Consider the following 14,119-nt stretch of genomic DNA (forward strand, 5'->3'; position numbering starts at 1 on the left):
GCGCTGGCGCCCGGGGCCGCCCGGGCCCGCGCCCGGCGCCCCCCCGCCTGCGCCCGGGCCCCCCCCCCCGCGGGGGGGCCCCCCCCCCCCGGTGGGGGCGGGCCCCTCCGGCGTACCGGTCGGCGCCCGGGACCGGGGTCAGTCCCGGCGCAGGCCGCGGTCGAGGGCGGCGATCGCGCTGCCCTTGGCGTCGTCGCCGTCCAGGGACCAGACCATCACCCCGGCCAGGTCGTTCCAGCGCGCGTAGCGGGCCTTCTCGGTGAGCACCTCGGCGGTGTCGTAGCTGTAGAAGGTGGAGCCGTCGTACTTCCAGGACGCGCCGTGGTCGCGGTCCACGTACACCTTGCCGGGCAGGGCGTTGAGCTCGGCGTAGGAGTGGTCGGGGGCGGCGGCGGTGGCGCTCTGGTGGAGGCCGCCCCGCTTGCCCGGGGCGACGCCGGTCCAGCCGTGGCCGTACAGCGGGGCGCCGAGGACGAGCTGCCGGGAGGGCAGGCCGCGGTCCTGGTAGTGGGTGACGGCGGCGTCCGCGCTGCGCTGCCGGGCGTCCGGGTCGGCGGGGTCCGAGTAGAGGTTGGCCTGGTGGTCGGTCGGGCCCTTGCCCTCCCAGGGGCCGTGCAGGTCGTAGGTCATCAGGTTGAGCCAGTCCACCGACCGGCTCAGCTCGGGCAGTTCGAGCCGGTCGGCGACCGTCTCGTTGGCGGCGACGGCGGCGGTGAGCAGGTAGTGCTCGCCCTTCCGGCCGCTCAGCGCGTCGAGCTGGCGGCGGAACTCGGCCATCAGCAGGGTGTAGTTGCGGCCGTCCTCGGGGCGGACCACGTTGCCGGCGTCCCCGCCGCCGCCCGGGTACTCCCAGTCGATGTCGATGCCGTCGAAGACGCCGGCGGCCGCGCCCGCGCCGCCCTCCGGGGAGCCGGGCAGGACCGGCAGGTCGCCCTTGAGGTAGAGGTCGATGCAGGAGGAGACGAACTTCTTGCGGGCGGAGTCGGTGGCGGCCGCGTCCGAGAAGTACTTGGACCAGCTCCAGCCGCCCAGCGAGATGACGGTGCGCAGCTGCGGGTTCTTCGCCTTGAGCTTGCGCAGCTGGTTGAGGTGGCCCTTGAGCCGCTGGCCGGGGGCGTCGGCGACGCCGTCCACCGACTCGGCGGCGGAGAAGGCGCGTTGGTAGTCGTTGTGGGCGTCGCCCTGGCCGGAGTCGTTGCTCTCGAAGCAGGTGCCGTCCGCGGAGACGTTGCCGAAGGCGTAGTTGATCACGGTCAGCCTGGCGGCCTGGCCGGAGTCCTGGACGCGCTTGGCGGAGCTGTCGGCGCCCCACTGGGTGAAGTAGCCGACCCGCTGGCCCTTCAGGGCGGGCCCGTGGTGGCCGCTCTCCGCGGCGTTCGCGGCGGTGGGGGCGACGAGCAGGGCGGCGACGGTGGTGGCGGCGAGCAGCGCTGAGGCGCGAGTGGGCATACCGGACCCGTTCTCTGAGGCGGCGTCAAATGGTCTGGACCAGATGGCACAGAGGTTTAGTCCATGGACCGGGGAACGCACAAGAGGACGTCCACTTCCGGCGCGGTATGCAAAAGGGGCCGGACCGCGGTGTGCGGTCCGGCCCCCTCAGTCACTCACCCAGGCTCAGCCGATGAGCGAGCGCAGCACGTACTGCAGGATGCCGCCGTTGCGGTAGTAGTCCGCCTCGCCGGGGGTGTCGATGCGGACGACCGCGTCGAACTCCTTGCTGGTCCCGTCCGCGCCGACGGCCTTGACCTTGACGGTCTTCGGGGTGCGGCCCTCGTTGAGCTCGGTCACGCCGGTGAAGGAGAAGGTCTCCTCGCCGGTCAGGCCGAGGGACTCGGCGTTCTCGCCCTCCGGGAACTGCAGCGGCAGGACGCCCATGCCGATCAGGTTCGAGCGGTGGATGCGCTCGTAGGACTCGGCGATGACGGCCTTGACGCCGAGCAGCGCGGTGCCCTTGGCGGCCCAGTCGCGGGACGAGCCGGAGCCGTACTCCTTGCCCGCCAGGACGACCAGCGGGGTGCCGGCGGCCTGGTAGTTCTGCGAGGCGTCGTAGATGAACGACACCGGGGCGTCGGCCTGGGTGAAGTCGCGGGTGTAGCCGCCCTCGGTGCCCGGCGCGATCTGGTTGCGCAGACGGATGTTGGCGAAGGTGCCGCGGATCATGACCTCGTGGTTGCCACGGCGCGAGCCGTAGGAGTTGAAGTCACGCTTCTCGACGCCGTTGGCGGTCAGGTACTGCGCCGCCGGGGTACCCGGCTTGATGTTGCCGGCCGGGGAGATGTGGTCGGTGGTGACCGAGTCGCCCAGCTTGGCCAGGACGCGGGCGCCGGCGATGTCGGTCACCGGGCTCGGGGTCTTGGCCATGCCCTCGAAGTACGGGGGCTTGCGGACGTAGGTGGACTCGGCGTCCCACTCGAAGGTGTTGCCGGTCGGGACCGGGAGCGACTGCCAGCGGTGGTCACCGGCGAAGACGTCCTGGTAGCCCTTGTCGAACATCGCCTCGTCGATGGAGCCGGCGACGGTGTCGGCGACCTCCTGCTCGGTCGGCCAGATGTCGGCGAGGAAGACGTCGTTGCCGTCGGCGTCCTGGCCCAGGGCGTCCTTGGTGATGTCGATGTTCATGTTGCCGGCGAGGGCGTAGGCGACCACCAGCGGCGGGGAGGCCAGGTAGTTCATCTTGACGTCGGGGTTGATCCGGCCCTCGAAGTTGCGGTTGCCGGAGAGCACCGAGACGACCGCGAGGTCGGACTCGTTGACGGCGGCCGAGACCTCCTCGGGCAGCGGGCCCGAGTTGCCGATGCAGGTGACGCAGCCGTAGCCGACCAGGTTGAAGCCCAGCTTCTCCATGTACGGGAGCAGGCCGGCCTTCTCGTAGTAGTCCATGACGACCTTGGAGCCGGGCGCCAGGGTGGTCTTGACCCAGGGCTTGACCGACAGGCCCTTCTCCACGGCCTTCTTCGCCAGCAGGGCGGCGCCCAGCATGACGGAGGGGTTGGAGGTGTTGGTGCAGGAGGTGATCGAGGCGATCACGACCGCGCCGTTGTCGATCTCGTAGGTCGAGCCGTCGGGGGCGGTGACGGCGGTCGGCTTCGAGGCCTCGGCGGAGTAGGTCGGCAGCGCCTCGGCGAACCGCTCGGCGGCCTCGGCCAGGATCACGCGGTCCTGCGGGCGCTTCGGGCCGGAGATCGACGGGACGACGGTGGAGACGTCCAGCTCCAGGTACTCCGAGTAGGCCGGCTCGTGCGCCGGGTTGTGCCAGAGACCCTGCTCCTTGGCGTACGCCTCGACCAGGGCGAGCTGCTGCTCGTCGCGGCCGGTGAGCTTGAGGTAGTTGATGGTCTCGGCGTCGATCGGGAAGATCGCGCAGGTCGAGCCGAACTCCGGCGACATGTTGCCGATGGTGGCGCGGTTGGCCAGCGGGATGGAGCCGATGCCGTCGCCGTAGAACTCGACGAACTTGCCGACCACACCGTGCTTGCGCAGCATCTCGGTGATGGTGAGCACCAGGTCGGTGGCGGTGGTGCCGGCCGGCAGCTCGCCGGTCAGCTTGAAGCCGACGACGCGCGGGATCAGCATGGAGACCGGCTGGCCGAGCATCGCGGCCTCGGCCTCGATGCCGCCGACGCCCCAGCCCAGCACGCCCAGGCCGTTGACCATGGTGGTGTGCGAGTCGGTGCCGACGCAGGTGTCCGGGTAGGCCTGGCCGCCGCGGACCATGACGGTGCGGGCCAGGTGCTCGATGTTCACCTGGTGGACGATGCCGGTGCCCGGCGGGACGACCTTGAACTCGTCGAAGGCGGTCTGGCCCCAGCGCAGGAACTGGTAGCGCTCCTTGTTGCGGCCGTACTCGATCTCGACGTTCTGGGTGAACGCGTCCTTGGTGCCGAACTTGTCGGCGATGACCGAGTGGTCGATGACCAGCTCGGCCGGGGCCAGCGGGTTGATCTTGGCCGGGTCGCCGCCCAGCTCCTTGACGGCCTCGCGCATGGTGGCCAGGTCGACCACGCAGGGGACGCCGGTGAAGTCCTGCATGATCACGCGCGCGGGCGTGAACTGGATCTCCTGGCTCGGCTGGGCGTTCTCGTCCCAGGCGCCGAGCGCGCGGATGTGGTCGGCGGTGATGTTCGCGCCGTCCTCCGTGCGGAGCAGGTTCTCCAGCAGCACCTTGAGGCTGTAGGGCAGCCGCTCGGAACCCTCGACGGCGGAGAGCTTGAAGATCTCGTACGACTCGTCGCCCACCTGCAGCGAGCTGCGGGCGTCGAAGCTGTTCGCGGACACGACTGACTCCTTCTGGGTGCTTCGTGCGATATCCGGCCGCCACGCTGGTAAGGTCAGCCTTACTTAGGCTTACCTTGCCGCATCGCCGGCGAGCGCCTCTCGGCAAGTATCTTGATGTCGAGATATATCGTAAGGGGCAGTTATCTCGATGTCGAGATAAACCATAGTGCATGCCGCCGCCATCACCACCGCAGGCATGCCCCGGTGCGTTTCGGCGCAGGTCAGCGGCCGGTCAGCGGCCCCACGACCGACCGAGCCCCCGCGCGGCCGAACCCCGCGAGTGTCCCGCACGGCCCGGCCGCGTTAGCAGGGTGACCGTCGCCCTGCCCGTGGAAGGCCCCGACCGATGCCCGCTCCGCTCGCCGCCGCCCTGCTGCCGCTGGCCCTGCTCGCCCCCGCCGCCCCACCGGTCTCCGTCGTGGAGGCGGCCTTCGACCCGGCGACCGCCTTCGTCCCGCCGGCCGCGATCAGCTACGCCCAGGACCTGGTCCCGTACGGCTCGCACGCCCGGATCGTCACCGACCGCTCGGAGCCCGGGCGCACGGTGCTCACCCTGACGGCCACCGGCCTCGCCCCCGACCACACGTTCCCGGTGCACCTGCACACCGGCACCTGCGGGGCCGACCCGGCCGCCTCCGGGCCGCACTACCAGGACGCGGTCGACCCGGTGCAGCCGTCCACCGACCCGGCGTACGCCAACGAGCGCAACGAACTGCGGCTGGTGCTGCGCACCGACGCCGGGGGCACGGGCACCGCCACGACCGCGGTCGACTGGCAGCCGCGGCCCGGCGAGGCGCGCTCGCTGGTGCTGCACGCGGGCACCCCGGCCGGCCCGCACGCGGCGGGCGACCGGGTGGGCTGCGTCAAGCTGGAGCGGTAGCGCCCGCCCCTCACGAACCCAGGGTGGCGACCAGGACGGCCTTGATGGTGTGCAGGCGGTTCTCGGCCTGGTCGAACACGATGGAGTGCGCCGACTCGAACAGCTCGTCGGTGCACTCCAGCTCGGTCATCCCGGTCGCCTCGTACATCTGCCGCCCGACCACGGTCCCGAGGTCGTGGAAGGCGGGCAGGCAGTGCAGGAACTTCACGTTCGGGTTGCCGGTGGCCCGGACGGTGTCCATGGACACCTGGTACGGCCTGAGCAGCGCGATCCGCTCGGCCCACACCTCCTTGGGCTCGCCCATCGAGACCCAGACGTCGGTGTAGAGGAAGTCGGCGCCGGCCACGCCCTCCGCCACGTCCTCGGTCAGCGTGATCCGGGCACCGGTGCGCCCGGCCAGCTCCTGCGCCGCCTTCTGTACGTCCTCGGCGGGCCACAGCGCGCGCGGGGCGACGATCCGGACGTCCATGCCGAGCAGGGCGCCGGTGACCAGCAGCGAGTTGCCCATGTTGGAGCGGGCGTCGCCGAGGTAGGCGAGGGCGACCTCGGTGAGCGGCTTCGCGGTGTGCTCGGTGACGGTGAGCACGTCGGCCAGCATCTGGGTGGGGTGCCACTCGTCGGTCAGGCCGTTCCAGACCGGGACGCCGGCGTGCTCGGCCAGCTCCTCGACGATCTCCTGGCCGTGGCCGCGGTACTCGATCCCGTCGAACATCCGGCCGAGCACCCGGGCGGTGTCCTTGACGGACTCCTTGTGGCCCATCTGCGAACCGGACGGGTCCAGGTAGGTGGTGGTGGCACCCTGGTCGTGCGCGGCCACCTCGAAGGCGCAGCGGGTGCGGGTGGAGGTCTTCTCGAAGATCAGCGCGATGTGCTTCCCCCGCAGCCGGGGCTGCTCGGTGCCCGCATACTTGGCGGCCTTGAGCGCGGCCGCGAGGTCCACCAGGAAGCGGAACTCCTGGGGCGTGAAATCGAGCTCCTTGAGGAAGTGCCTGTTCCGGAGGTTGAAGGCCATGCCGGGCTCCTGGGGTGACGGGGCTTGGGGGAAAGTGGCAAGTGTATACGACGCTCGGAATTTCTATACAGACTGGCGGTGAAGGAGGGGAAGCCCCCGGTGGGACTTCCCCTCCCGTGCCCGGTCCCGCGGTCCTACCGGCGCGGTCCTACCGGCGGTCCTACCGGCGCGGGTCTACAGGCGCGGGTCGACCGGCTCCGACTCCAGGGCCAGCACCGCGAACACCGCCTCGTGCACCCGCCACAGCGGCTCCCCCGCCGCCAGCCGGTCCAGCGCCTCCAGGCCCAGCGCGTACTCGCGCAGCGCCAGCGACCGCTTGTGGCCCAGCGAGCGCATCCGCAGCCGCTCCAGGTGCTCGGTGTAGTCCGGGCCGTAGACGATCCGCAGGTACTCCCGCCCGCGGACCTTCACACCCGGCTGCACCAGGCCGCCCGGACGGCCCTCGCCCCGCACCGTCCGCACCACCGAGGCCAGCGGCTTGACCACCATGCCCTCGCCGCCCGCCGCCGTCAGCTCCTCCCACCAGGCGGTGGCGGCCGCCACCGAGGCCTCGTCCCCGGTGTCCACCAGGACCCGGCCGGTGCGGTGCAGCACCGGCGCCACCCCGTCGCCGGCAGCCTCGCCGGCCGCCTCGGCGGCCGCCTCGGCGTCGGCCGCGACCAGGCGGTCGATCAGGGCCAGGTGCTCGTCGTGCGGGCGCACCGCCAGGTTCGCCCCCTCCGCGGCCAGCAGCTGGAACGGCGCCAGCCGGATGCCCGACAGGCCCTCGGTCGGCCAGCAGTAGCGCCGGTACGCCTCGGTGAACGCCCGGGCGTCGGCGGCGCGGCGGCGCTGGCGGGCGGTCAGCCCGCCGAGCTCCAGCCCGCGCGCGGCCGCCTGCTCCAGCGCCGACAGCACCTCCGGCAGGGCGGCGCCGGCCGCCGCGCCGACCGCGGCGTACTGGCGGCGCAGCAGCTCCACCGCCTTCAACGACCACGGCATCAGCTCGGCGTCCAGCAGCAGCCAGTCACTGCCCAACTCCTCGAACAGGCCCGACCGTTCGGCCGCCGCCCGGACCCTGCCGAGCACCGCGCCGGTCAACTCCTCGTCGTCGAGGAAGGCCCGCCCGGTCCTGGTCCAGATCGCCCCCGGACCGGCCACCCCGAAGCGCCGCTCCAGCGCGGCGGTGTCCCGGGCGACCAGCAGCACCGCGCGCGAGCCCATGTGCTTCTCCTCGCACACCAGGTGCCGGACCCCGTCCGCGCGGTAGGCGGCGAAGGCCTCCTCCGGGTGCTCCAGGTAGCCCTCCCGGCGGGAGGTCGGGCTCGGCGCCATGGTCGGCGGCAGGTAGGCGAGCAGCCGCGGGTCCAGCGCGAAGCGGCTCATCACCTCCAGCGCGGCCGCCGCGTTCTCCTCCCGCACCGCCACCCGGCCGTGCAGGGCGGTCTCCACCACCCGGCGCCCCGCCACGTCGGCGAGGTCCAGCGGACGGCCCTCCCGGGCGCCCGGCGCGTCGGTCCGCAGCGGACGCACCGGGGCGTACCACTCCCGCTCCGCGTCGACGCTCACCAGCTCGCGCTCCGGGTAGCGCAGCGCGGTCAGGCTGCCGCCGAAGACGCAGCCGGTGTCCAGGCAGATGGTGTTGTTGAGGAAGCTCGCGCTCGGCACCGGGGTGTGGCCGTAGACCACCAGCGCCCGGCCCCGGTACTCCTCCGCCCACGGGTAGCGCACCGGCAGGCCGTACTCGTCGGTCTCGCCGGTGGTCTCCCCGTACAGCGCGTGCGAGCGCACCCGGCCGGAGGCGCGACCGTGGTAGCGCTCCGGCAGCCCGGCGTGGCAGACCACCAGGGCGCCCCCGTCCAGCAGGTAGTGGCTGACCAGGCCGCGCATGAAGGCCCGCACCTCGGCCCGGAACTCCTCGCTCTCCCCGGCCAGTTGGTCCAACGACTCCTGGAGGCCGTGCGAGACGGTGACCTTCTTGCCGTCCATCGCCCGGCCCAGCTTGTTCTCGTGGTTGCCCGGCACGCAGATCGCGTGACCGGCCGCCACCATGCCCATCACCAGGCGCAGCACACCCGGGGTGTCCGGGCCCCGGTCGACCAGGTCGCCGACGAACACGGCCGTGCGGCCCCGCGGGTGGACGGCGTCCACCGGGCGGCCCTCGGCGTCCCGGGCCAGCGAGTAGCCGAGGCGGGTCAGCAGCGTCTCCAGCTCGGAACGGCAGCCGTGGATGTCGCCGACGACGTCGAACGGGCCGGTGAGGTGGCGCAGGTCGTTGTAGCGCTTCTCCGGCTCGATCACGGCGGCCGCCACCTCGGCCTCGCCGCGCAGCACGTGCACCTTGCGGAAACCCTCGCGCTCCAAGCCCTTGAGGGACCTGCGCAGCTCGCGGTGCTGGCGCGGAACGACGTGGGCGGGCAACTGGCGGTCCGGGCGGGCGCGGTTGCGCTCGGCGCACACCCCCGGCGGGACGTCCAGCACGATCGCGATCGGCAGCACGTCGTGCGCCCGGGCGATCGCCACCAGCTGACGGCGGGCCTCCGGCTGCACGTTGGTCGCGTCCACCACGGTGAGGCGCCCGGCCGCCAGGCGCTTGCCGACGATGTAGTGCAGGAGGTCGAAGGCCTCGGCGGACGCCGACTGGTCGTTCTCGTCGTCGGACACCAGGCCGCGGCAGACGTCGGAGGAGACCACCTGGGTGGGCAGGAAGTGGCGGCGGGCGAAGCTGGACTTGCCCGCGCCGCTGGTGCCGATCAGGACGACGAGGGAGACGTCGGTGACGGGCAGGCGGCGGGGGGCGGGGGGCTGGTCGGGGGTGTGGGCCTCGTCGGGGGTGTGGTCGAGGGCCTGGTCGGGGGCGGGGGCCTCGTCGGGGGTGGGGGTCGCGTCCTCGGTCATCGGGTCTCGCCTCCTTCGGGCGTGGTGGTTGCGGTTTCGACGTTCGTGGCGGTGTCGGTGGCGGTGCGGAACAGGGCGAGCTGGGTCGGCGGGCCGACCTCCGGGTCCTCCGGGCCGACCGGGCGCAGCTCCACCGTGTAGCCGTACGCCGCCGCGACCTTCCCCGCCCAAGCGCCGAACTCGGCGCGCGACCACTCGAAGCGGTGGTCGGCGTGCCGGGCCCGGCCCGCCGGCAGGCTCTCCCAGCGGACGTTGTACTCGACGTTGGGCGTGGTGACGACCACCGTCCTCGGGCGGGCCGCCCCGAACACCGCGTACTCCAGGGCCGGCAGCCGCGGCAGGTCCAGGTGCTCGATCACCTCGCACAGCACCGCCGCGTCGTACCCCTTCAACCGGGCATCGGTGTACGTCAGCGCACCCTGCGCCAGCGTCACCCGCGCCGCCAGCCGCTCCGGCAACCGCTCCAGGTGCAGCCGGCGCTTCGCCGCCTGCAACGCCCGCGCCGACACGTCCACCCCGAGGATCTCGGTGAACCGGGCGTCCTTCATCAGCTCACCGATCAACTCGCCCTGGCCGCAGCCGAGATCGGCGACCCGGGCGGCACCGCCGTCGCGCAGGGCCGCCAGGATCGCGGCCCGGCGCCGCTCGGCGAGGGACGGCGGCCGGGGCTCGTGCCGGCCCTCCCGCCCGTCCTCGGCGGGCCCGGCGGCCACCCGCCCCTCCTCCTCGGGCCGGTCGTCGACCGCGTTGTCGATCTCCTCGACCTCGCGGTCGTCCGCCTCGGCCAGCCGGGCCAGCTCCAGCCGCTCCATCGCGGCCCGGGTCAGCGACCAGCGCCGGGCCAGGTAGCGGCGGGCGATCAACGCGCGCTCCGGGTGCGCCGCCAGCCAGCCCTCACCGGCGGCGAGCAGCTTGTCCACCTCGTCCGGGGCGACCCAGTAGTGCTTCGCACCGTCCAGCACCGGCAGCAGCACGTACAGCTGCTGGAGCGCCTCGGCCAGCCGCACCGACTCCGAGGCGAGCACGACCCGCACGTAGCGGGACTCGCCCCACTCCGGGAAGGCCTCGTCCAGCGGGACCGCCGTCGCCTCCACCCGCCAGCCCAGCGGCTCGAACAGCCGGGCCACCATCGCCGGACCGCCGCCCTCGCCCGCACCGTTCGCGGGCACCGCGGGCAGCTCGATCCGCAGCGGGCGGACCAGCGCCGGCAGCTCCGGACGGGCCGGGCAGTCGCCCTTCATCGCCGACCGGAACACCGTCCGCAACGCCACCGCGAGCAGCGAGGACGCCGCGTACGGGCGGTCGTTGACGTACTGGGAGAGCGCGAAGTCGGGCGAGCCGCCGCGCCCCCTGCCGTCGCCCCGGCCCTTGCGGACCAGCGCGATCGGGTCGATGTCCAGCAGCAGCGCCGCGGTGCAGGCCTCGTCGTCCGCCCGGGGGTAGAAGACGTGGGCCTCCCCGTGCGACGTCGTGAACCGCTGGACCTTGCCGGGATGCTTGTGCAGCAGGAACCCGAGATCCGTCGCGGGGCTCTCGGCGCTGCCGGTAGTGGAAATCGACATGAACACCCGGCCGAGTATTGCCCAGCGGGAGACGTCCGGGCACCGGGTTTTCCCGCCCCGCGCGGCGCTGGCCTGCGGGTCCGCCCGCCTGTCCGGACGATGGGCGTGTTCGGCAGCCGGGCCCCCCATTGGTTAACGTGCACGGTGTGACTGCTGAATCCACCTCGCCCGAATCCACCACCCCGGCGACCGGCGCCGTGGCCACCGGTCTGGCCACCATCGCCGCCGACGGCACCGTCCTCGACACCTGGTACCCCGCCCCCGCGCTGGCCACCGAGCCCGGCCCGGCCGGCACCGTGCGCCTGACCTCCGAGCAGGCCGAGGCCGAACTCGGCGCCGGCGCCGCCGAAGCGCTGCGCGCCGACGCCCGCCGCGGCGTCGAGGTGGTCGCCGTGCGCACCACCATCGCCTCGCTCGACGAGAAGCCGCTCGACACCCACGACGTGTACCTGCGGCTGCACCTGCTCAGCCACCGGCTGGTCCGGCCGCACGGCCAGAACCTGGACGGCATCTTCGGCCTGCTCGCCAACGTCGCCTGGACCAGCATCGGCCCCGTCCCGGTCGACCGGGTCGAGCAGGCCCGCCTCGCCGTCCGCGCCCAGGGCGGCCAGCTGGCCGTCTACGGGATCGACAAGTTCCCGCGGATGACCGACTACGTCGCCCCCGGCGGTGTGCGCATCGCCCACGCCGACCGCGTCCGGCTCGGCGCCCACCTCGCCGCCGGCACCACCGTGATGCACGAGGGCTTCGTCAACTTCAACGCCGGCACCCTCGGCACCTCGATGGTCGAGGGCCGGATCAGCGCGGGCGTCGTCGTCGGCGACCACAGCGACATCGGCGGCGGCGCCTCGATCATGGGCACCCTGTCCGGTGGCGGCAAGCAGGTCGTCTCCGTCGGCGAGCGCTGCCTGCTCGGCGCCAACGCGGGCATCGGCATCTCGCTCGGCAGCGACTGCGTCGTCGAGGCCGGCCTGTACGTCACCGCCGGCACCCGGGTCACCACCCCGGACGGCACGGTGGCCAAGGCCGTCGAACTGTCCGGCCAGGACAACCTGCTGTTCCGCCGCAACTCGCAGACCGGCGCGGTCGAGGTCATCGCCCGCTCCGGCTCCTGGGGCGGCCTGAACGCGGACCTGCACGCCCACAACTGACCTGTGGGGCAAGACCGTTGAGGGGCCCGGTGCGGATGCGCCGGGCCCCTTCGGCCGGTACGGCCCCGACGGCTACGGGCGGCTCCGGAGGCTAGGGGCGGCCCCGGAGGACGACGAGCTGACTGGTCGCCCTGGTCATCGCGACGTAGCGGTCGACCGCACCCTCGACACCGTCACCGAACGCCTCCGGGTCGACCAGGACCACCAGGTCGAACTCCAACCCCTTGGCCAACTCCGGGGTGAGCGAACGGACCCGCGCCCGCTCCCGGAACCCCGGATCGCCGATGACGCAGGCGACGCCCTCGTCGTGCTCGGCGAGCCAGGAATCCAGGACGGCCGGCAGCTCCGCCACCGCACCGTGCCGCACCGGAAGGCCGCTGCTGCGCACCGAGGTCGGCACGTTGGCGTCCGGCAGCGCCGCCCGGACGACCGGCTCGGCCTCCGCCATCACCTCGGCCGGCGTGCGGTAGTTGATGCTCAGCGAGGCCATCGTGGTGCGGTCGAAGCCGACCCGGTCGAGCCGCTCCTGCCACGACTCGGCGAAGCCGTGCCTGGCCTGGGCCCGGTCCCCGACGATGGTGAAGCTCCGGGACGGGCAGCGCTGCAGCAGCATCTGCCACTGGGCGTCGGTCAGCTCCTGGGCCTCGTCCACCACGATGTGGGCGAACGGGCCCGCCAGCGGCTCCGCGTCGGCGGCGGGCAGCGCGTCCTCGTCGACCAAGGTGTCCTGGAGGTCCCGGCCGCGCAGCATCGTCACCACGCCCTCACCGTCGTCGTCGGCCTGGATCAAGTCGCCGATCACGTCCGCCATCCGCTCGCGCTCGGCCGCCGCCGAGGCACGCCGACGCTGCCGGCGCAGGGTCTCCTCGCGATCCCCGAGCCGCTGGCGGGCCGCGTCCAGGAGCGGCAGGTCGGAGACCGTCCACGCCTGCGGGGCGTGCTTGCGCTGGAGCGCACGGACCTCCTCCGGGGTGAGGTGCGGCGCGCACATCCGCAGGTAGGCGGGCACCGACCAGAGGTCGCCGACCAGCTCCGCCGCCTCCAGCAGCGGCCACGCCCGGTTGAGCGTGCCGACCAGCTCCCGGTCCTGCCGCAGCGCGCGACGGAACTGCTCGGGCGAGACCTCCTCCTCGTCGTCCTGCTCCAGCCTGTCCAGCAGGATCGCCACCAGCTCGTCCCAGATCTGCTCGCGCGCCTCGTTGTGCGGGGTGCCCGGATCCGGGGCGTCGAAGGCCTCGGCCCAGTCCGCGGCGCTCAGTCGCAGGTCCGCCCAGGGGGTGCCGACCAGCAGCTCCTCGGCCGGCGGCTCCTCGTAGAACCGGACGGCCTTCTCGATCGCCCGCACCAGCTCCACCGAGGACTTGAGCCGCACCACCTCCCGGTCCGCCTCCTCCGGCGCATCCGCGCCCTCGGGCACCAGGTCCCGCAGGGTGCAGGTGCGCACACCCTCCTCGCCGAGGCTGGGCAGGACGTCGGCGACGTAGTTCAGGTAGGGCTGGTGCGGGCCGACGAACAGCACTCCGCCGCGGCGGTGGCCGAGGCGGGGGTCGGCGTACAGCAGGTAGGCGGAGCGGTGCAGGGCCACCACGGTCTTGCCGGTGCCCGGGCCGCCGTCGACCACCAGGGCGCCGCGCGAGCCGGCCCGGATGATCGCGTCCTGGTCGGCCTGGATGGTGGCCAGCACATCCCGCATCCGGGCCGAGCGGTTGCCACCCAGGCTGGCGATGAAGGCGGACTGGTCGTCCAGCGCGGCGTGCCCGGCGAGGCCCTCCGCGGTGAACACCTCGTCCCAGTAGTCGGAGATCCGGCCGCGAGTCCAGCGGTAGCGACGGCGGCTCGCCAGGCCCATCGGGTCCGCGTGGGTCGCCGCGAAGAACGGCTCGGCGGCGGGCGAGCGCCAGTCGACCAGCAGCCGCCGGCCCTCGCTGTCGGTCAGCCCGAGCCGGCCGACGTACAGGGGCTCGGCGCCCTCCTCGGCGACGATGCGCCCCAGGCACAGGTCCAGACCGTAGCGGCGCAGGGCGCGCAGCCGGTCGCTCAGCCGGTACACCTCGATGTCGCGGTCCATCGCCGCCTGCCCGGCACCCCCCGGGGCGCGCCGCACGACGTCGAGCTGGTCGGAGAGTTCGGCGATCACCCGCTCCAGGCTCTCCGCGATCGCCGCGAAGTGCCGCTCGTCGGCCGCGACGAGCGCCGGGTCGGCCTTGGCGGACAACCGCTCGGGGAGGTCGAAAGCGCTGGTGGTCAGGGGGTTCATGGCATCAGCTCCGATCTGAGGCCTGCGATTGTGCGCCATCCCGGGGGCCTTGCCGCAAGACCCCCCTTGCGCTATATGTTGAGAGTGGCAAGGGGTGGGTTCTCC

At 73.1% G+C, this 14,119-nt stretch carries 8 protein-coding genes; 2 read left to right on the forward strand and 6 right to left on the reverse strand.

Annotated features, from left to right (window positions below; all coding sequences use genetic code 11):
- Positions 1-138 precede the first annotated feature (138 nt).
- Both ACFV8H_RS36585 and acnA read right to left on the reverse strand, forming a co-directional pair.
- Positions 139-1,449, reverse strand: coding sequence for a glycoside hydrolase family 18 protein (locus ACFV8H_RS36585; protein ID WP_380408450.1), 1,311 nt, complete (start codon positions 1,447-1,449; stop codon positions 139-141).
- A 165-nt stretch (positions 1,450-1,614) separates the two neighbouring features.
- Positions 1,615-4,275 (reverse strand): aconitate hydratase AcnA, encoded by a 2,661-nt coding sequence (gene acnA, locus ACFV8H_RS36590; protein WP_380408452.1) that lies wholly within the window; start codon positions 4,273-4,275, stop codon positions 1,615-1,617.
- 346 nt (positions 4,276-4,621) lie between these two features.
- On the opposite strand from acnA, the gene ACFV8H_RS36595 reads away from it, so the two are divergent.
- Positions 4,622-5,155, forward strand: coding sequence for a superoxide dismutase family protein (locus ACFV8H_RS36595; protein WP_380408453.1), 534 nt, complete (start codon positions 4,622-4,624; stop codon positions 5,153-5,155).
- A gap of 10 nt (positions 5,156-5,165) precedes the next feature.
- Here ACFV8H_RS36595 and argF read toward each other — a convergent pair whose 3' ends face one another.
- The 3 genes from argF to ACFV8H_RS36610 all read right to left on the reverse strand — a co-directional run bounded on the left by argF (position 5,166) and on the right by ACFV8H_RS36610 (position 10,612).
- A complete protein-coding gene (gene argF / locus ACFV8H_RS36600) occupies positions 5,166-6,167 on the reverse strand; it encodes an ornithine carbamoyltransferase (RefSeq protein WP_380408454.1) in 1,002 nt (333 codons plus the stop codon).
- Between the two features lie 174 nt (positions 6,168-6,341).
- Complete coding sequence (locus tag ACFV8H_RS36605) at positions 6,342-9,044, reverse strand: polynucleotide kinase-phosphatase (RefSeq protein ID WP_380408456.1); 2,703 nt, start codon at positions 9,042-9,044, stop codon at positions 6,342-6,344.
- On the reverse strand, positions 9,041-10,612 hold the full coding sequence (locus ACFV8H_RS36610; protein WP_380408457.1) for a 3' terminal RNA ribose 2'-O-methyltransferase Hen1: 1,572 nt from the start codon (positions 10,610-10,612) through the stop codon (positions 9,041-9,043). Before ACFV8H_RS36610 ends, ACFV8H_RS36605 begins: the two co-directional genes overlap by 4 nt.
- 140 nt (positions 10,613-10,752) lie before the next feature.
- Between ACFV8H_RS36610 and dapD the strand changes: the two genes are divergently transcribed.
- Positions 10,753-11,757 (forward strand): 2,3,4,5-tetrahydropyridine-2,6-dicarboxylate N-succinyltransferase, encoded by a 1,005-nt coding sequence (gene dapD / locus ACFV8H_RS36615; RefSeq protein WP_380408459.1) that lies wholly within the window; start codon positions 10,753-10,755, stop codon positions 11,755-11,757.
- Positions 11,758-11,848: 91 nt separating this feature from the next.
- Here the strand turns inward: dapD and helR are convergent, their stop codons facing one another.
- Positions 11,849-14,014, reverse strand: a complete 2,166-nt coding sequence (gene helR / locus ACFV8H_RS36620) for an RNA polymerase recycling motor ATPase HelR (protein WP_380408461.1) — start codon at positions 14,012-14,014, stop codon at positions 11,849-11,851.
- Positions 14,015-14,119 lie beyond the last annotated feature (105 nt).

This window comes from Kitasatospora sp. NPDC059827 (assembly GCF_042731675.1).
Lineage (GTDB): Bacteria > Actinomycetota > Actinomycetes > Streptomycetales > Streptomycetaceae > Kitasatospora.